Genomic DNA, 16,744 nt, shown 5'->3' on the forward strand with positions numbered 1-16,744 from the left:
GTCTTCCTGTGTGAATTTTGACAACATGTTGTCATTATGATTAGGATATATGAAAGTAGCAACAGGAGACCATTATGCCCGGCCCAAGCCTTTATCGGATCGATAAGTTTGTCGTTCCTCCGACTTCCCGTGACCGGTTCATGGAACGACTGAAAAAAACCCACGACGCCCTCGATCATGTTGATGGGTGTGAACAGAACCTCATATTGGAGCAGGTTGATGGAACGGGACGGTTCAACATTGTGACGTTCGTTCAATGGCGGGACGAGACAGCCTACCAGGCTGCCAAGAGTGCCGCCCAAGCTCGTCAAGCGGCGGACGGCTTCAATCCCGCACAATTCATGAAAGAGTTAGAGGTAGCCGCTGATCTGGCAATCTACCGATAGCGATAGTCTCCCTTTTACGCTCTTCCACCCCATAGCGGTCGCGAGAACGGGTATATTGCTGCGCCTATTGATGTCACTTTGCCCAAGATCGCGAAACATGGCAGCACTGGAGGTAAGGTTGATCCATCACAATTCTGTCCGCCCCGGGGAGCCGGCACAGATTTTTTCGATGCTCGATGGATATACCGGGGCAAACAATTTTCTTGGAACGGGTGATCCCAACGTTTGCCTTTTCGATGGTCGGTGGCGCATGTACCTGGGCGGGTTCCATCGAGGCTTCAAGAACAATTTGTTCGAGGCGACTTTACCACCGGGTATGGGGCCGGCCGAGACGACCGACTGGACCTTCACCAAGCAGGAAGGTGACCCGAAAAGTGCCAAGATGCTGGTGCCGCAGCCCCCAAAGGGCGCCTGGGACCATTATGGGCTTCACGAGCCCTGCCATGTGATTGGGCCCGTGAGTTCAGGCGACGAGCCTGTGCGGCGCATCTACTACACCGGCCGGGCTTCGTCGGAAACGACGGGCACGGAGGGCCAGTTCTCCATCGGTTTTCTGGAATGGAACCAGACCGGCTGGCAACGCCACCCCGAGCCGATAATGTCAGGTCGTGGAGAGATGCGGAGCGCCCTTGGCCCAAAGGTGATCTACGCGGACGAAAAATGGCGCATGTGGTTCCGGATGGCGCCGCACGAACCGGCCAAAGGTATCCCGCCACGCTCGCAGATATTTTATTCCGAGAGCGATGACGGCGTCACGAACTGGAGTGAGCCCACCCCTTTTTCGGAAGAAGCCGATCTTATCTCCCATGCCTATGTCACCCGGCTTGAGGACGGCTACTGCATGGTGCTCACCCGGGTGCCCAATCTCCATGGAGAAGACTTCTATCCACCCCAGCAGATATTGCTGAGCTTTTCAGCGACGCCCTCGGGGACCCCCGATGATTGGTCTGAACCGGTGCCGGTCCTGGACGCCGCTGGCGGCCCGGATTGGTATGCGGACGGCTTTTTCGGTTCGAGCATCGTTGAAATCAATGGGCGCCTCGAGATTTTCTTTACCGGCGTCGCCCGACATCGGACGTGGCTCGCGCGGGCCTTCGAGCGGCTTTTGCGCTTGCGCAAGCCACCAATCCCTGCGCCCTATTTCTTCTCGATAGGACGAATGACTATAGCGAGAGGCGGCGAGTCGCACCCATAGTGAGCGGCGGGTTATGCCGTTGTCGCCTCCGCAAGCGGACATTCCGCACCCCCCAGCCTCGCCGTTCCCGCATGCTGCGAACAAGCTGGGGCAGGTGCCGACCCCATTTCTGCCAATCGTTTACGCGGCCCAAGCTCTCGAAAGCTGCCATGCCAAAAAGGGTTCAGCTCAGTCTAACGCTGTGTCAAACTTGAGTCTGGCTCTCTCAATACGAATAAGGTTCTCGGCCACCCAAGTGCCAAGCGCCTTGACGGGAACAGTCATTTCCCTGCCGAGATCGCTTAAAGCATATTCTACGCTAGGTGGCTTGGTCGGATAGACAGTGCGCTCGACCAGGCCGTCGCGCTCAAGCCTCCGCAGTGTCAGTGCTAACATCCGCTGTGAAACACCCTCCACGCTGCGTTGCAGTGCGCTGAAGCGTTTCGGCCCATCCTCAAGTTCGATGGCGATCAGGATCGTCCACTTGTCGCCAATCTTACTCAATGCCTCCGACAATGGTCGGCAGTCGGTCGTATCAGGCTTGTTAGTTCGTTCCAAAAAAGTGCCTCCTTGGCCCAATGACCGTCCCACTATACTGAAGCTAACAAAGGGACCATGTCCTTTTAGGTAAGTATGGAGTTGATTTATGAAGCAGGTTGTCTTGATCACCGGCGGAACGCAGGGCATTGGTCTGGGGCTAGCCAAAGCCTTTATGGCACGGGGGGCCGAGGTCGCTGTCTGCGGGCGTTCGGACGGCCCTCTTGATGCCTTTTCCCGCGAGTTCCCTAAGGCGCTGGCCATCAAGGCGGATGTCACCATCGCTGAAGAACGAGCTGCAATGCTCGATGCGATGTACGATCGGTTCGGCCAGATGCACGTTCTGGTCAACAATGCCGGCCGATTTGTCGAACGTGACTTCCTGGCGGCCGATGCTGTAAATGGCCTTGCAGACGAAGTGGCACTCAACCTAACTGCACCCATCTCTCTCACAAGCGAGGTGCTCCAGCGTTGGCCAGCTCTGCAATCCATCATCTTCGTGTCGGCGGGCTTCGCATTGATTTCTCCCGCCCGGGCACCCACCTATGGAGCCGCAAAGGCGGGGCTTCACGGCTTTGCCGAAGGCTTGCGGCGACAACTTGCCCGCCATGGAACGCACGTCCTTGAACTGCTTCCTGGCATTACGGATACACCTGGAACCGCAACAGAAACGCGGAAGAAAATGACGACATCCGAGGTGGCCGAGATTACGCTTGAGGCTTTGGCCAAGAAGAAGCCAATGGCGCTCCCGGGGTCGATGAAGCTCCTTCCGACACTGCTGCGGATTGCACCGGAAGCCACCCGGCGCATGGTTGCCGAGATGTAGGGGGCCGCACCTCGCCGAATGCGTTTTCAGGTTAGGTGCACTCCCCATTCGAAGGTTTTGGATGTCTGCTTCTTGCGGTCCCTCGCGAAAAGCCGCCATTCTCCTTCCCACCCCATTTGGGGCGCCTCGCGGCCCGTGATTTGGCGGGCGGCTTCATTAGAGGGGGTGCGTCCACGTTATCTGTTGAACACAGGCATCAGGGGCATGGCCCGCCGACAGTTTGCCGGCGGACCTCAGTTCGACTACCAGGGGTAGGTTTCGTTGACCGAACCCGTGAAGGTGCCCGTTGGGTTTTCGCCGCTAAGGGCGACACGAACGGCTTCGGCAGCCCCTTGCTGCACCGTCTCGGTGCCTTCGTAATTGGTGAGCGCAGTGCTGGTGAAGCCCGGGGTCACTGCATTGACCTTTATACCTTCGGATTCGAGATCGATGGCAAAAGCCAGCGTAATGGCGTTGAGAGCGGTTTTGGAAGCACCATAGCCGGGGTTGAATGTCGCCCGGTAGGGATTGGGCGTGGAATTGATGGTGAGCGAGCCGAGGCTGCTTGAGACGTTGACGATGCGTGCGGCCTCCGATTTGCGCAACAGGGGAACGAAGGCCTGGGTGACGGCGAGGACGCCGAAGACATTGGTTTCCCATATGTTGCGCACTTCATCGACCGAAATCAGCGTCGCGCGCGAGCGCTGGATATAGTCGTGCATGGTCTCGCTTTCCGGGCCACTGGCTCGGGAGATGGCGGCATTGTTGATGAGGATGTCGAGGCGACCGAACCGCTGTTCGACTTGCGCGACGGCGGCATGAATCGATGCTTCATCGGTGACATCGAGCTGGATGGGATGAACATCGCCGTCAATGGCCTGGGCTGCCGCCTTGCCGCGGTCGAAATTGCGCGAGGCAAGCAATACCGTGAGTCCGCTGGTGGCGAGGTCCGTCGCTATCTGAAGCCCTATACCCTGATTGGCGCCGGTGACGAGTGCGATGCGTGAATTTTCAGTCATGGCATGATCCTGTTCTTGATTGACCGAACAGGAAATGGTCATAGGCGACCGGACGTTCTATATTCAGAAGTCCATGGAAATTTCGAATGAGTCCAGAATGGCTGATCCGCTTGCCCAGATTGTCAGTTTGCTGCAGCCTGGCGCGCCGTTTTCCAAATGCGTCACCGGCTCGGGCCCATGGCGAGTGAGACGGACGCAGTCGCCCAATCCCTATTACGTCGCCGTGCTCAAAGGGAGACTGCGTTACAGGGATCACCACAGCGGCGAGGTAATCGTCAATGCAGGCGACTTCATCCTCATTCCGTCGGCGCAGGACTTCATGATGTGGAGTGAGGCGCCCAGCAAAGACAGCGACATGGTGGTCGACCCGGTCATCCTGCCGGGAGGCGGGTATCGCGTCGGCAGTGTCGATGGTCCGATCGATATGCGGGCGCTGGTCGGTTACTGTATCTTTCAGTCCAACGATGCGGTCTTGCTGTCCTCGCTGCTGCCCAAACTGGTGGTCGTTCGTGGCGAGCACCGCTTGGCCATGCTGATGCAGTTGCTGGGCGAGGAGGCTGTGGGCAACAAGCCAGGGCGGGAGGTGGTGGTGCAGCATCTCCTTGAAGTCCTGCTGATCGAGGCGCTGCGGACAACAGCCGAACCTGACAACTCTCCGGGACTGCTGCGCGCCCTGTCGGACGAGCGGCTGGCCGTGGCGATAAGGGCTATGCATACAGAGCCCGATCGCGGCTGGACTGTAGCCGAACTGGCGCGGGAGGCGGCCTTGTCGCGATCAGGCTTCCATGAGCGGTTCCTAAGCGCAGTGGGAATGGCGCCGATGGAATATTTAACGGCCTGGCGGCTGGCTTTGGCCAAGGACCTGTTGCGCAAGCGAGAGGCGAGCGTGGGCGAAATCGCCCGGCAAGTTGGATACCGTTCCGCCAGCGCGTTCAGCGTGGCGTTCACGCGCGACGTAGGCGTGTCGCCGGCACGCTATGCGCGCGAGACTGCCGCGGCATTGCCCGGTACCGCGGCAGAGGAATTTGAAGGCGCCATCGCCTAAACGAGGAATGGGTTGCCGTGAACGTCGACTCTGACTGTGTTCGGGCCAAAAGAAGACAGTCCGCTGTCCACCCCAAACTCGCCATAGGCTTTATCCGCAGGGGTGCCGACAGCACATAGGCGCAAATGCGGCACGCTACAGGCCGCTGACTACCCTCCATGGTTCGCCTAATTCCGGGGCCTATCGCACCCCGGAATCTACCAGAACCAAGGAGGATTCCATGTGCGCAGAGCGCCGCCGCGCCCGCAAGGGGCGGCCACGACAGTCGATCCCCGAACTACTTCCCGACGATCTTTTCGACTATGCCGACGATCCCACGCCGGACGACCGGACGCGAGCCGGCGACGCGCCGCTTCTCGGCTCGGACGGCCAGAGGATGCGTGTCACGGACGATTGGCCAGCGGAGATTCCCGTTACCGAGGCTGAGATTGATGTGTTCGAGCGTTGGTTCGGCGATGTGTTCGACGAACTCTTGAACCCGAGAAAGCCGGATGACGGCTTGCAATTCCTATCACAAACTGATAGGAATAGGGCTTGAGCGGGCATCGTGATCCGGGCCTCGACACACTTCTGGACCTTGATGGACAGGTGCTCGTTGTCGAGCCCGAGGGCGGCCATTGGGTGAAGTTTGTCGTCACCCGCGTTCCGGCATCACCGGAGAAGCCGCACGGCCTCGATTACTCGCTCACGCTTCACGGGCCTTCGGGCGAACGGCTGGTCGGTTTCGACAACGCCCATCCGGCCGGCCGAGGCAGGAGGGGCGAGCCGATGGACCATCGGCATCGCCTCCAGACCGTGAAGCCCTACGCCTACGAGGATGCGGCCACGCTGCTGGCCGACTTCTGGCAGGCGGTGGACGCGGTGTTGAAGGAGCGAGGTGCCCTATGACTACATTGAAAGTCGGGATTGCCGACTACGAAGAAATGAAGGCCCGCACCATGCGGATCGCCAAAGGCGAGGAAAAGCCTGCGCCCGGCGATCCCAAGGTGTGGTTCACCTCGACGGAATCCTTTGCCAAGGTGTTGTCGGCCGGGAACCGCGAGTTGCTGCGCATCATCGCCGAGAAAGCCCCGGCGTCACTGGAGGAACTGGCGGAAATCACCGGCCGCGCCGGCTCCAATCTGTCACGCACCCTGAAAACGATGGAAAGCTATGGCCTTGTGCGGCTGGAGCCGGGGCATGGGCGCAAGCTCGCGCCCAAGGTGGTGCACGACCGCGTGGAGCTGGCGTTGCCCTTGATCGACCGTCCCAAGCCGAGGAAGGCTATGGGAGATCGGCCATGAACATGCACAGCCCAACCGTTACCGCCCGCGCCGCCCTCTATCTGCGCGTTTCGACCGCCCGGCAGGCCGAGCATGACATTTCTATTCCCGACCAGAAGCGGCAGGGCGAAGCCTATTGCGAGCGACGCGGCTATCAGCTGGTTGAGACTTATGTTGAACCGGGCGCAACCGCCACCAACGACAAGCGCCCCGAGTTCCAGCGCATGATCGAAGCGGGTACGTCCAAGCCCGCCCCCTTCGATATTGTCGTGGTACACTCGTTCAGTCGCTTCTTCCGCGATCACTTCGAGATGGAATTCTACGTTCGCAAGCTGGCGAAGAACGGCGTCAAGCTCGTGTCGATCACGCAGGAGATGGGCGATGATCCCATGCACCAGATGATGCGACAGATCATGGCACTTTTCGACGAGTATCAGTCCAAGGAAAACGCCAAGCACGTCCTGCGCGCCATGAACGAGAATGCCCGACAAGGCTTTTGGAACGGCGCACGACCACCCATCGGCTATCGCATCGTCGCGGCCGAGCAGCGCGGATCGAAGATCAAGAAGAAGCTGGAGATTGACCCACTGCACGCCGACACCGTGCGGCTGATCTATCGGCTCTATCTCGAAGGTGACGGCACGTCCGGCGCGATGGGCGTCAAGGCTATTGCCACCTATCTTAATGAGAGACGCTTCTTCACCCGTGACGGTGGGAAGTGGGGTCTAGCGCAAATCCACGCCATCCTGACCCGGACCACTTACATCGGCGAGCATAGGTTCAACACACGCTCGCATAAGAACCGGGAGAAGAAACCGGAGAGCGAGGTCGCCATCATGGAGGTGCCGCGCTTGATCGAGCGCGAGATATTCGACGCGGTGCAAGTGCGTTTGAAGTCGCGCGATCCTTTGGTAACACCCGCACGCGTTTCCAGCGGTCCCACGCTCCTGACGGGTATCTGTTTCTGCGCGAAATGCGGAGGTGCCATGACGCTACGCACTGGAAAGGGAAGCACTGGGCAGACATACCGATACTACACCTGCTCGACTAAGGCGCGGCAAGGCAAGACCGGCTGCAAGGGCCGCACGATCCCGATGGACAAGCTGGACAACCTTGTGGCCGATCACATCGGGGATCGATTGCTCCAGCCCAAGCGGCTGGAAACTATCCTCGCCAGCGTCATCGACCGCCGGCAGGAGCGCATCGAGCGCCGCGGCGAACACCTTGCCGAGCTTCACAGGCGAATCACGGAAACCGACCAGCGACTCGGCCGACTCTTTGACGCTATCGAAGCCGGTATGGTGGACAAGGACGACGCGATGGCCAAAGAGCGCATGGCGAGCCTAAGGGCTTTGCGGGATCAAGCTGCCGCCGACGCGGAACGCACACAGCTCGCGCTCGATAGTTCAGGCAACCAGGGCGTCAGTCCCGACATGCTCAAGGGGTTCGCCCGGAAGGCCCGTGAACGGATACGGCTCGATGATAGCGGTGATCGCCGCGACCACCTGCGCGCCCTAGCACAGCGTGTCGAGGTCGCCGACGATGAGGTTCGCATCATGGGATCGAAATCGGAGCTGCTACGAACGCTGGTCGCCGCTTCTAGCGCAGAAACGGCGGCGTTCGGCGTTCATAGTTCTGTACTGAAATGGCGCACCCGACACGATTCGAACGTGTGACCTTTGCCTTCGGAGGGCAACGCTCTATCCAGCTGAGCTACGGGTGCCGGAGCGAACAGGGATTCGCTCGAAATCGACCCGCATCTCATAACCGATGATGCTCTGGGCGGCAACGTATAAAATCCGCTTCTCCCCTTCGTCATTGCCATACGTTCTTACGCTCCAGCCAGGCCATGGCGCAGCCTCCGAAACTACGTCTGCGCAAAGAACCCTGGGTAGCTTGTGCGTGAAAAGCTCAGAAACGGCGTACGGCGGTCAAAAGTTCGAACTGCTTTCGGTCGACTTGGCGCTTTTCTTGTGCAGATAGGGCTCGTTGAACGACAGTTTTACGTCCGGTTCCTGCCGTTCAGTCTGTAGAATCGCCCCCGGCTGGCTGTCTTTTCGCTTCGCCATTCGCTGCTTAAACCCTTTGGAAGAAAATGATCCGAGCGATGACGTTTCCCTTGTTATTCAATGAAGCACCGTTATATAGTGCACTATATAATAGCGAATAAAATTGTAGGACGCTGCGCATGAATGCTTTGTATCAAACCCGGGTAGCAGCTGTCGGTGGCCGAAACGGTACCGTCCGCAGCGAGGATGGCGTTCTCGTCCTTTCCCTCGCAGTGCCGAAGGATCTTGGCGGCAAGGGTGGCGCCACGAACCCTGAGCAACTGTTCGCGGCGGGTTATGCGGCTTGCTTCGGAAATGCCGTCATCCATGTCACGCGTGCGCAAGTCGACAAGGTACGCGATGGAGATATCGAGGTGGTGGGTCAGGTCGGATTGAACCCGGACGGTCAAAACGGCTTCGCGCTTGCTGTGACGCTGGAGGTGGCTATCTCGGGTGTTGATCAGGGCAAGGCCGAAGAAATCGTACAGGCCGCGCACGCGGTTTGCCCGTATTCGAATGCGATTAAAGGGAATGTCGACGTCCAGTTCGTGGTCACCGCGCGATGATGGTTCCACAGCTCGAACATCGCATCGCCAGTCTGCGGAGGTCGCCATCATGCCGCGCATCGTGAAATCTTCCATCGGCGATCGGGTTGACGCGAAGGCGCTCTCGTCTTCGATTGGTGCGGGCAATGAACTGTCCTTCGCCTTGTACGGCGCCGCCAACCGCATGTTTCGGCTTCACAAGCCCTTCCTCGAGCCGCTTGGACTCACCTTCCCGCAATATCTCGTTCTGCTGGAACTGTTTGCGGGAACGCCGCGCACGGTGGGTGACCTTTGCGCCAAGCTCAGCATGGATACAGGCACTCTCACGCCACTTCTCAAGCGGCTCGAAGCGTCTGGCAAGGTCACTCGAACCCGGGACGTTGCCGATGAGCGCCGCGTCTTCGTGGATCTCACGTCGGAAGGGGAAGCGATACGCCAGCAGGTGCTGGCCATTAGTGGCCAGATCAGAAGCGCCTGCAAACTCGACGAGCAGGGCGTCTCCGACTTGAGGGGGACGCTTGATGCGCTCGCCTGGCCTGCCGACAGGTCCGGCGATCACTGACGCACACTGAATACTGAAGGAAACAGCTATGACCATGCATTCCAACAAACGCGAGTCCGAAGCCACGTTCGACGAAACTCTGTCGTTTCAAGAGGCGACCCGCATACGCCGCTCCATCCGCGGTTTTCTCGACAAGCCCGTTCCCGACAGCGTGATCCGTGAGGTTCTGAAGGATGCCCAGTACGCGCCATCCAACTGCAACACACAGCCGTGGAACACGCACATCGTCCGCGGCGAAAAGCTCAAGCAACTGTCCCAGCTTCTGCACGGCAAGAACGATGCCGGGGAGTTTAGCCCAGATTTCTCTTTTGACCAGAACGACTTTTACGGCGAATACCGCAAGCGTAATGACGCGCTGGGCAAGGCTTACTACGAGGCAATGAACGTCATGCGGGAGGACAAGGAGGGGAGGCGTCGCGTGGGCGCGATGAACTATTCGTTCTTCAATGCTCCACAAGCTGCGTTCCTGTTCATGCCGTCGTTTGGCGACAATGTGCGTGTCGCCGGTGACATGGGCATGTATGGCCAAACCTTCCTTCTGTCGCTTGCCGCACGCGGTCTGGGCGGCATCCCCCAAACTGCACTCGGATTCTTCGCCGGAACGATCCGCGAGTTCCTTGGCATTCCCGAAGAATTGAAGCTGCTGTTTGGTATCTCTTTCGGATACGTGGACGAGGCGGCACCCGGTAACCGCATCTACATGGACCGCGTTCCGGTCGATACGAGCGTGACCTTCCACGTCTGAGGCCCAAGGGCGCAGTAAGGTTCGCTTGCTGCGTCCTTCTCCACATCAATCATGGCAGCCATAGGGCTTTGCCGCACGGTCTGCCGCGTCTTCGGCTCGGACCGATCATGACGAGGATTAATTCATGAAGATCGGTATTCTCGGAACGGGCAACATCGGCAAGACGCTGGTGAAGACGCTCGGTGCGACTGGTCACGACATCAAGGTTGCCAACTCTCGCGGTCCCGAAACGATCGACGCCGACATTCTTGCGTCCGGTGCCCGCGCCGTGACGTCAGCCGAAGCGGTTGTCGGCGTCGACGTGGTGATACTGTCGACCCCGCTGGCGGCAATTCCACAGATCGCTCCCCTGTTCGCCGACGTGCCGACAGAAACTGTCGTGATCGACACGTCCAACTACTATCCCAGACGCGACGGCGAGATCGCTGCGATTGAAGCCGGGCAAACCGAAAGCGAGTGGGTCACGGGGCAACTTGGCCGTCCCATCGCCAAGGCCTGGAACGCCATCACCTCCGCCTCCTTCGCGCAAAAGGGTGCCCCAGCAGGAACGGCTGGGCGCATCGCTATTCCCGTTGCCGCCGATGGCAAGCGGGAGCGCGAAGTCGCAATGACACTGGTCGACGAGACTGGCCTCGATGCCGTTTATTCCGGGCCGCTTAGCGAGTCATGGCGCCAGCAGCCGGGCGCTCCTTGCTACTGCACAGACCTGACGCATGAGGAACTGGCCGACGCGTTGGCATCGGCGGAGCGGTCGCGTCTTCCCAAGCGCCGTGAACTGGCCATCGAGGCGATCATGGAACGGGTCGGCGACAGCACCACCAACCCCGACTCTGATTATGCCGTGCGATTGACACGCGCACTGTTCATGTGAGGGCAACCGCGGGGCCGGAGGGGCGGGGAGCCTGTAACGCCGTGAACCTAACCATGAAGCAGAGAATATTTATCCCGTCGTCCGGGCGCCAGGTTTTCGCTAGAGGATCAAAACCGCCCGGAAATCATTTACGTTCGTGCCGGTTGGTCCGGAAATCAGCAGATCGTCAAGTGCTTCGAAGGCGGCAAAACTGTCGTGTCGTGACAGAATTTTCCGAGGGTTCAGCCCGAGCTTCCGCAGGCGAGCGACGCTTTCGCCAAAAGAGAATGCACCCGCATTCTCTTCCGAACCGTCTATCCCGTCCGTATCGGCTGCAAGGCAGGCAATATTCAATCCCTGAGTCGAGATCGCAAATTGCAAGGCAAACTCGGTGTTGCGGCCTCCGCGTCCGTCACTACCTGAATCCAGTGTCACCGTGGTCTCTCCGCCTGACAGCAGAAGGACGGGCTTTGAGAAGGGACGGTTGCGAAGAGCGATTTCGCGGGCAATGGCGGCGTGGACCTTCGCGACTTCTTTCGCCTCGCCCTCAATAGCGTCCGACAAGATGACCGCCTCAATGCCGCGTGCTTTTGCCATTTCGGCTGCGGCTTCCAGCGATTGTCTTGCTGAAGCAATAAGATGCACCTCATTTCGTGCGAAAACAGGATCGTCTGGATATGGCGCCTCCGGTGATACTCGCTTAAGGAACGCCAGCACGTTCGGGGGCAGGTCGATCTTGAACTGTTCTATCGCATCGAGTGCGTCGGCGAGAGTGCTTGTGTCGGGAATGGTCGGACCGGACGCTACGAGAGCCGGCACGTCACCCGGAATATCCGAGATGATCAAGGACACGACCCTGGCTTTCGTCAGTGCGGCGAGCCTTCCGCCCTTTGTGCCGGAAAGCTGTTTGCGGATGGTGTTCATGGCCGATATTGGCGCACCCGATGCCAGAAGACTTCGGGCGACGGCAATTTCGTCCTCCAGCCGCAAGCCCTCGGGCGGGTCCGGCAACAACGCCGATCCCCCTCCTGATATCAGCGCGATGACCAGGTCGTCCGCATCCAGATCGGCTATGGCCGTCTTGAGCGCGCGCGCTGCAGAAATCCCGGCTTCATCCGGCACTGGATGCGCTGCCTCGAGGATTTTCACGGATTTTGTCGGACAGGCATATCCATATCGCGTGACAACGACGCCGGTGAGATCGCCCGACCAGATATCTTCCAGAACTGCGGCCATTTGGGCGCTGGCCTTACCGGCCCCAATCACCACCGTTCGACCGTTGCGGGGCCGCGAGGGGAGATGCTGTATCATGCGATGCCGCGGATCGGCAGCCGAAACCGCGGTGCGAAACAGGTCGCCAAGCAGATGCCGCGCTTCGGTCGGCGTCATAAGGGGCATGCGATTGCCCGTCTTTCGTGGCGCATGTCGATGCTCCTTCCGATGTGCTCGTCCATGGCCTGTAAAGTTGCCGATTACGACCGCTACCGCAATCGTAATCGTTCTGCTGCTCGATGGCCCTTGTCAGAAGCGGAAGTTCATTCCGGCCTTGACCGCGTGGCTGGTGACGTCAACGGGACGGCCGGTGGGCGTCTTGATATCGTCGAAACGGGACCGCTGATACTCGACCTTGATCGAGCGCCCTTCGCCAATAGATTGCTCGACGCCCGCGCCAAGTATCTTTGCCTCCTCCCAGGTGCCGCCGTCTCTGCTGCCGCGCATCTTGGCGAGGCCAAAGCCACCCGTTCCAAAGAGCAACGTGTCGCCCAGCGCAATGCCAGCCTTCAGCTTTGCAGCTCCGTTCCAGTCCTGTCGGACGACACCCTCGCTGGAATGCAGCTTTTGCCCACCTGCATGGCCAAGGTCCAGTTCGCCACCAACAACCAGCGGTCCGGCCTGATGGGTGAAACCTGCCTGAACACCTCCGGTCAGCGCGGTTCCGGATGTCATGTTGGGGAACCGACGCGACGCCACGCCCACATTCGCTCCGACGTAGGTACCGGAAAACCTGGCTTGCGACCCTCCAAGATCTTGAGCAGTGACGGGCACAGCACTGCCGATCAGGACGATTGCTGCCGCTGCGACGTAAGCAAAAGGTGAGAAAGCCATTTCGGTCTCCATGAAGCTTGGAATTGCCATGGAGTTGACGGTTAAAAGTTACTTAAAAGTTTCACGGGCAGTTCCATCGATCCGCTCGCTCCGAAAATGGTAAATAATTGGTTATGGGGCGCCAGACGACTATCCTGGCAGTGTCTCATCGGGATGGCGGTTTGCCGCACTGATTTCTGTCTTGATCCACTGAACGAAGTCTTCCGTCAGCGGCGTCTGGCGTTTCCCGTCAGGCACGACGACATAATAGGAATTCTGCGTCTTGAGCGGACTGTCGAAGACGGCGCAAAGACGCCCGCTGGCCAGTTCCGGTTCGATCAGGTAGCGGGGCAAGAGCGCAACGCCAATGCCGGCTGTGACTGCCTCGATCATCATCGAGAACTGATCGAAGCGATGACCGCGATAAAGCGCCTCGCTTTCCACGGCGTTTTGCTCGAACCAGAGGGCCCACGCCTTCGGACGCGTTGCGATGTGGATCAAAGGATGTTCGAGCAGATGTTCGGCACGTGCGATCTTGCGGCTGGCGAGAAAGCTGGGGCTGGCGACCGGGATCAGCATTTCGTCACAGAGGAATTCACACAGGGCATTGGCCCAGACGGGTTGGCCGTAGTGGATGGCAATGTCGAAGCTTTCCTCATCGAAACTGAAGGGGGCGGAGCGGGAGCTGACATCGATCAGCGTCCCGGGATGGATTTCCATGAATTGCGGCAGGCGGGGGATAAGCCAGCGACTGGCGAAGGTGGGCAGGGTGGCAATGGTCAGCGATGCCGGCGCATGCGAGGTCGCCATGGCGCGCAGCATCATTTCTTCCGTCTGGCCGAGCAGACGGCGCACGTGAGGCAGGAGATTACGTCCGGCCTGCGACAGCACCACGCGCTGGCGCACGCGCTCGAAAAGCATCTGGCCGAGTTGTTCTTCCAGAAGTCTGATCTGACGGCTGACGGCGCTCTGGGTCAGGCTGAGCTCTTCCGCCGCGCGCGTAAAACTTCCATGTCGGGCTGCGCATTCGAAAGCCTGCAGCATGGTGATGTCCGGGATCAGACGGCGTGAAAGCTTCATCAGGAATGCTCATCAAGTGGAGACAGAACGCCATGCGGCATGCCTGCGTTCATGTCATAATGTTTTGATCAAGTCCACTTGGAAACGGGCTTGATGGCGAGGATGCCATGGTAAGGATGCGCCTGAAATCGCCCTGGATGCGATTATAGAACAGAGTCCACAGGAATGGGGATAGGCCCGGTGCGGATCTCCGTGGTTTGCATTCCGACGTCTGTCACACGCCTGTCACGTAGAGTCGCAAAAGGATGATGCGTGCCCGGTCGCCTTTTCGCCATCATGGCAGGTGCGACCGCCTGTCATTCCGGACGAGAGACAAATCCATGCGATCGACGCTCAAGACCCTTCTTTTGGCTGCTGTTTCCGTGGCAGCCGTTTCCCCCGCCTTCGCTCAAACCGAAATCCAGTTCTGGCACGGCTTTAATGGCCGCCTGGCCGAGCTGCTGAACGCGCAGGTTGAAGAGTTCAACGGATCACAGAGTGACTATAAGGTTGTCGCGACACCGAAAGGCACTTATGCCGAAACGCTGAATGCCGGCATTGCTGCCTTCCGCGCCGGCGAACAGCCGCATATCCTTCAGGTTTTCGAAGTGGGCACGGCAACGATGATGGCCGCCAAGGGTGCCGTGAAGCCAGTTTACGAACTGATGGCTGAATCCGGTCTGCCTTTCGATCCGAAGAACTATCTCTCGCCGGTTGCCGGCTACTACACCAACACAGACAACCAGATGCTGTCGTTGCCATATAATTCCTCCACGCCGGTCATGTACGTGAACCGCGACGCTCTGGAAGAAGCCGGTATCGATCCTGACATTGATCTTTCGACTTGGGAAAAAGTCACCCCGGTGCTCGCCAAGCTGAAGCAAAGCGGCCGTTCGTGCGGCTTCACCACCAGCTGGATGAGCTGGATCCAGCTTGAAACCATGTCGGCGCTTCACAATATCGAATTTGCTACGAACGAAAACGGCTTCGGTGGCTTCGACACCGAACTCAAGTTCAACCAGCCGCTTCATGTCCAGCACATCTCGTTGCTCGGCGATTGGGCCAAGGAAGGCTATTTCCAGTATGGTGGCCGCAGCTCCGCAGCTGGCCCGCTATTCCGCTCTGGCGAATGTGCGATCTATACGGAATCGTCCGCTGGATATGCCGGCATCAAGTCGGAAGCCAAGTTCGACTTCGACGTGCGCCGCCTGCCTTATCATGAAGGCGTAGAGGGTGCTCCGCAAAATACCATTATCGGCGGCGCGTCGCTCTGGGCCATGTCGGGCAAAACCGCTGATGAGTACAAGGGTGTTGCTGCCTTCATGAACTTCCTGTCCTCCACGGATATTCAGGCAAAGTGGCATCAGGATACCGGCTATCTGCCGATCACCAATGCGGCTTATGAGAAGACCAAAGCCGACGGCTTCTATGAAAAGAATCCCGGCACCGACATCGCTATCCTGCAGATGACGGAGAAGGAACCTACCGCTATCTCCAAGGGGGTTCGCCTTGGTTTCTTCAGCCAGATCCGCGATATCGTCGATGAGGAACTCGAGGGTGTCTGGAATGGCTCGAAGACAGCTGAAGATGCTCTCAATACGGCCGTCGAACGCGGCAACGAGCAGCTACGCCGCTTTGAAAGCGCCAACAGCGCCGGCAACTAAACCGTAATTTTGTCAAAAACGCTGCCCGGTTTCGGCCGGGCAGCGATTTCGTATACAGAAACGAGTGGGAGCGATGGAAAAGCGCGTCACCTTTCCCAATAGCTGGCTCGCATGGGCGCTGATTGCTCCGCAGGTCATCATCACCTTGATCTTTTTCATCTGGCCGGCCTGGCAGGCAGTTTACCAATCCGCCTTCGTTCCGGACCCTTTCGGCTTCTCCAGCCAATTTGTCGGTTTCGGCAATTTCCGCTATCTTTTCGCAAGCCAGGTCTATCTGAATTCCTTCGTTACCACGGCAACCTTCAGCGCCCTGGTGACTTTTGCGTCGATGGGTTTTGCCCTGTTTTTCGCGGTTATGGTTGACCGGATCATCAAGGGCTCTACCACTTACCGCATGTTATTTCTGTGGCCTTACGCCGTTGCTCCAGCTGTAGCCGGCGTACTGTGGCTCTTCCTGTTTTCGCCGTCTATCGGCATTGTCAGCTATGGCCTGATGCAATTTGGCTATCGCTGGAACCACCTGGTGAATGGCGATGAGGCGATGCTCCTCGTCGTTCTGGCCAGCTCATGGAAGCAGATCAGCTATAATTTCCTGTTCTTTCTGGCGGGTTTGCAGGCAATACCCAAAAGTTTGATCGAAGCTGCCGCCATCGATGGGGCTAGTTTCTGGCGCCGTTTCTGGACGATCGTCTTTCCGCTTCTGTCACCAACGACGTTTTTCCTGCTCGTGGTCAACATTGTCTATGCCTTCTTCGACACGTTCGGCATCATCCATACCATGACCAGCGGTGGCCCGCAGCAGTCCACAACGACGTTGGTCTACAAGGTCTATGCTGACGGTTTTGTCGGCCAGGATCTGGGCTCGTCCTCGGCGCAATCGGTGGTGCTTCTCGTCATTGTTGGTCTGCTGACAATCATTCAGTTCAAATATATCGAGAGACGGGTGCATTACTGATGG

Annotated in this window: 20 protein-coding genes and 1 tRNA gene; 14 read left to right on the top strand and 7 right to left on the bottom strand. The window is 58.7% G+C overall.

Annotated elements, in window-relative coordinates:
• Positions 1-74 precede the first annotated feature (74 nt).
• Together IE151_RS03745 and IE151_RS03750 are read left to right on the top strand one after the other, a co-directional pair.
• Complete coding sequence (locus IE151_RS03745) at positions 75-386, top strand: antibiotic biosynthesis monooxygenase family protein (RefSeq protein WP_189488042.1); 312 nt, start codon at positions 75-77, stop codon at positions 384-386.
• A 97-nt stretch (positions 387-483) separates the two neighbouring features.
• Positions 484-1,581 carry a hypothetical protein gene (locus tag IE151_RS03750; protein WP_189488044.1) on the top strand — a complete coding sequence of 366 codons (1,098 nt, stop codon included), beginning with the start codon at positions 484-486 and terminating at the stop codon, positions 1,579-1,581.
• Positions 1,582-1,749: 168 nt separating this feature from the next.
• On the opposite strand, the gene IE151_RS17690 is transcribed toward IE151_RS03750, so the two are convergent.
• On the bottom strand, positions 1,750-2,064 hold the full coding sequence (locus IE151_RS17690; RefSeq protein ID WP_244636594.1) for a winged helix-turn-helix transcriptional regulator: 315 nt from the start codon (positions 2,062-2,064) through the stop codon (positions 1,750-1,752).
• A gap of 142 nt (positions 2,065-2,206) precedes the next feature.
• Here IE151_RS17690 and IE151_RS03760 point away from each other — a divergent pair, with 142 nt between their 5' ends.
• Positions 2,207-2,923 (top strand): SDR family NAD(P)-dependent oxidoreductase, encoded by a 717-nt coding sequence (locus IE151_RS03760; protein ID WP_189488048.1) that lies wholly within the window; start codon positions 2,207-2,209, stop codon positions 2,921-2,923.
• A 242-nt stretch (positions 2,924-3,165) separates the two neighbouring features.
• Here the strand turns inward: IE151_RS03760 and IE151_RS03765 are convergent, their stop codons facing one another.
• Positions 3,166-3,921 carry an SDR family NAD(P)-dependent oxidoreductase gene (locus IE151_RS03765; RefSeq protein ID WP_189488050.1) on the bottom strand — a complete coding sequence of 252 codons (756 nt, stop codon included), beginning with the start codon at positions 3,919-3,921 and terminating at the stop codon, positions 3,166-3,168.
• A gap of 19 nt (positions 3,922-3,940) precedes the next feature.
• Between IE151_RS03765 and IE151_RS03770 the strand changes: the two genes are divergently transcribed.
• The 5 genes from IE151_RS03770 to IE151_RS03790 all read left to right on the top strand — a co-directional run bounded on the left by IE151_RS03770 (position 3,941) and on the right by IE151_RS03790 (position 7,904).
• A complete protein-coding gene (locus tag IE151_RS03770; protein WP_308430490.1) occupies positions 3,941-4,966 on the top strand; it encodes a cupin domain-containing protein in 1,026 nt (341 codons plus the stop codon).
• A 220-nt stretch (positions 4,967-5,186) separates the two neighbouring features.
• Positions 5,187-5,504: a hypothetical protein gene (locus tag IE151_RS03775; RefSeq protein WP_189488388.1), complete on the top strand. Its 318-nt coding sequence runs from the start codon at positions 5,187-5,189 to the stop codon at positions 5,502-5,504.
• Positions 5,501-5,854: a toxin-antitoxin system TumE family protein gene (locus IE151_RS03780; protein ID WP_189488052.1), complete on the top strand. Its 354-nt coding sequence runs from the start codon at positions 5,501-5,503 to the stop codon at positions 5,852-5,854. The genes IE151_RS03775 and IE151_RS03780 overlap by 4 nt, the downstream gene beginning before the upstream one ends.
• Positions 5,851-6,249 carry an HVO_A0114 family putative DNA-binding protein gene (locus tag IE151_RS03785; protein WP_189488054.1) on the top strand — a complete coding sequence of 133 codons (399 nt, stop codon included), beginning with the start codon at positions 5,851-5,853 and terminating at the stop codon, positions 6,247-6,249. The genes IE151_RS03780 and IE151_RS03785 overlap by 4 nt, the downstream gene beginning before the upstream one ends.
• Positions 6,246-7,904: a recombinase family protein gene (locus IE151_RS03790; protein WP_189488057.1), complete on the top strand. Its 1,659-nt coding sequence runs from the start codon at positions 6,246-6,248 to the stop codon at positions 7,902-7,904. The genes IE151_RS03785 and IE151_RS03790 overlap by 4 nt, the downstream gene beginning before the upstream one ends.
• Here IE151_RS03790 and IE151_RS03795 read toward each other — a convergent pair.
• Both IE151_RS03795 and IE151_RS03800 read right to left on the bottom strand, forming a co-directional pair.
• Positions 7,875-7,951 (bottom strand) — tRNA-Arg (locus IE151_RS03795). The two genes, IE151_RS03790 and IE151_RS03795, sit on opposite strands and share 30 nt — an antisense overlap.
• 208 nt (positions 7,952-8,159) lie before the next feature.
• Positions 8,160-8,297 carry a hypothetical protein gene (locus IE151_RS03800; RefSeq protein WP_189488059.1) on the bottom strand — a complete coding sequence of 46 codons (138 nt, stop codon included), beginning with the start codon at positions 8,295-8,297 and terminating at the stop codon, positions 8,160-8,162.
• A 119-nt stretch (positions 8,298-8,416) separates the two neighbouring features.
• Between IE151_RS03800 and IE151_RS03805 the strand changes: the two genes are divergently transcribed.
• From IE151_RS03805 to IE151_RS03820, 4 genes are all read left to right on the top strand, one after another.
• Entirely contained in the window at positions 8,417-8,842 is a 426-nt protein-coding gene (locus IE151_RS03805) for an organic hydroperoxide resistance protein (protein ID WP_189488061.1), read from the top strand.
• Between the two features lie 49 nt (positions 8,843-8,891).
• Complete coding sequence (locus tag IE151_RS03810) at positions 8,892-9,383, top strand: MarR family winged helix-turn-helix transcriptional regulator (protein ID WP_189488063.1); 492 nt, start codon at positions 8,892-8,894, stop codon at positions 9,381-9,383.
• A 28-nt stretch (positions 9,384-9,411) separates the two neighbouring features.
• The gene (locus tag IE151_RS03815; protein ID WP_189488065.1) at positions 9,412-10,128 is read left to right on the top strand and encodes a nitroreductase; all 717 of its coding nucleotides are present in this window, start codon (positions 9,412-9,414) and stop codon (positions 10,126-10,128) included.
• 124 nt (positions 10,129-10,252) lie between these two features.
• Positions 10,253-10,999, top strand: a complete 747-nt coding sequence (locus IE151_RS03820; protein WP_189488067.1) for an NADPH-dependent F420 reductase — start codon at positions 10,253-10,255, stop codon at positions 10,997-10,999.
• Between the two features lie 99 nt (positions 11,000-11,098).
• On the opposite strand, the gene IE151_RS03825 is transcribed toward IE151_RS03820, so the two are convergent.
• The 3 genes from IE151_RS03825 to IE151_RS03835 all read right to left on the bottom strand — a co-directional run bounded on the left by IE151_RS03825 (position 11,099) and on the right by IE151_RS03835 (position 14,143).
• On the bottom strand, positions 11,099-12,367 hold the full coding sequence (locus IE151_RS03825; protein ID WP_189488349.1) for a glycerate kinase type-2 family protein: 1,269 nt from the start codon (positions 12,365-12,367) through the stop codon (positions 11,099-11,101).
• A gap of 132 nt (positions 12,368-12,499) precedes the next feature.
• The gene (locus IE151_RS03830; RefSeq protein ID WP_189488068.1) at positions 12,500-13,084 is read right to left on the bottom strand and encodes an outer membrane protein; all 585 of its coding nucleotides are present in this window, start codon (positions 13,082-13,084) and stop codon (positions 12,500-12,502) included.
• Between the two features lie 129 nt (positions 13,085-13,213).
• Positions 13,214-14,143, bottom strand: a complete 930-nt coding sequence (locus IE151_RS03835) for a LysR family transcriptional regulator (protein ID WP_189488070.1) — start codon at positions 14,141-14,143, stop codon at positions 13,214-13,216.
• Between the two features lie 320 nt (positions 14,144-14,463).
• On the opposite strand from IE151_RS03835, the gene ugpB reads away from it, so the two are divergent.
• Together ugpB and ugpA are read left to right on the top strand one after the other, a co-directional pair.
• On the top strand, positions 14,464-15,786 hold the full coding sequence (gene ugpB / locus IE151_RS03840; RefSeq protein WP_189488072.1) for a sn-glycerol-3-phosphate ABC transporter substrate-binding protein UgpB: 1,323 nt from the start codon (positions 14,464-14,466) through the stop codon (positions 15,784-15,786).
• A 73-nt stretch (positions 15,787-15,859) separates the two neighbouring features.
• Complete coding sequence (gene ugpA / locus IE151_RS03845; protein ID WP_189488074.1) at positions 15,860-16,741, top strand: sn-glycerol-3-phosphate ABC transporter permease UgpA; 882 nt, start codon at positions 15,860-15,862, stop codon at positions 16,739-16,741.
• Positions 16,742-16,744: the final 3 nt, after the last annotated feature.

It is taken from the genome of Limoniibacter endophyticus (genome assembly GCF_014652835.1).
GTDB classification, from domain to species: Bacteria; Pseudomonadota; Alphaproteobacteria; order Rhizobiales; family Rhizobiaceae; genus Limoniibacter; species Limoniibacter endophyticus.

Excerpts from the sequence above, each read along its gene's own strand:
- IE151_RS03750 (WP_189488044.1), top strand. The coding sequence starts at position 484 with ATGGCAGCACTGGAGGTAAGGTTGATCCATCACAATTCTGTCCGCCCC.
- IE151_RS03835 (WP_189488070.1), bottom strand. The coding sequence starts at position 14,143 with ATGAAGCTTTCACGCCGTCTGATCCCGGACATCACCATGCTGCAGGCT.
- IE151_RS03765 (WP_189488050.1), bottom strand. The coding sequence starts at position 3,921 with ATGACTGAAAATTCACGCATCGCACTCGTCACCGGCGCCAATCAGGGT.
- IE151_RS03825 (WP_189488349.1), bottom strand. The coding sequence starts at position 12,367 with ATGACGCCGACCGAAGCGCGGCATCTGCTTGGCGACCTGTTTCGCACC.
- IE151_RS03745 (WP_189488042.1), top strand. The coding sequence starts at position 75 with ATGCCCGGCCCAAGCCTTTATCGGATCGATAAGTTTGTCGTTCCTCCG.
- IE151_RS03820 (WP_189488067.1), top strand. The coding sequence starts at position 10,253 with ATGAAGATCGGTATTCTCGGAACGGGCAACATCGGCAAGACGCTGGTG.
- IE151_RS03815 (WP_189488065.1), top strand. The coding sequence starts at position 9,412 with ATGACCATGCATTCCAACAAACGCGAGTCCGAAGCCACGTTCGACGAA.
- IE151_RS03785 (WP_189488054.1), top strand. The coding sequence starts at position 5,851 with ATGACTACATTGAAAGTCGGGATTGCCGACTACGAAGAAATGAAGGCC.
- IE151_RS03790 (WP_189488057.1), top strand. The coding sequence starts at position 6,246 with ATGAACATGCACAGCCCAACCGTTACCGCCCGCGCCGCCCTCTATCTG.
- ugpB (WP_189488072.1), top strand. The coding sequence starts at position 14,464 with ATGCGATCGACGCTCAAGACCCTTCTTTTGGCTGCTGTTTCCGTGGCA.
- IE151_RS03830 (WP_189488068.1), bottom strand. The coding sequence starts at position 13,084 with ATGGCTTTCTCACCTTTTGCTTACGTCGCAGCGGCAGCAATCGTCCTG.
- IE151_RS03800 (WP_189488059.1), bottom strand. The coding sequence starts at position 8,297 with ATGGCGAAGCGAAAAGACAGCCAGCCGGGGGCGATTCTACAGACTGAA.
- IE151_RS03775 (WP_189488388.1), top strand. The coding sequence starts at position 5,187 with ATGTGCGCAGAGCGCCGCCGCGCCCGCAAGGGGCGGCCACGACAGTCG.
- IE151_RS03760 (WP_189488048.1), top strand. The coding sequence starts at position 2,207 with ATGAAGCAGGTTGTCTTGATCACCGGCGGAACGCAGGGCATTGGTCTG.
- ugpA (WP_189488074.1), top strand. The coding sequence starts at position 15,860 with ATGGAAAAGCGCGTCACCTTTCCCAATAGCTGGCTCGCATGGGCGCTG.
- IE151_RS03805 (WP_189488061.1), top strand. The coding sequence starts at position 8,417 with ATGAATGCTTTGTATCAAACCCGGGTAGCAGCTGTCGGTGGCCGAAAC.
- IE151_RS03810 (WP_189488063.1), top strand. The coding sequence starts at position 8,892 with ATGCCGCGCATCGTGAAATCTTCCATCGGCGATCGGGTTGACGCGAAG.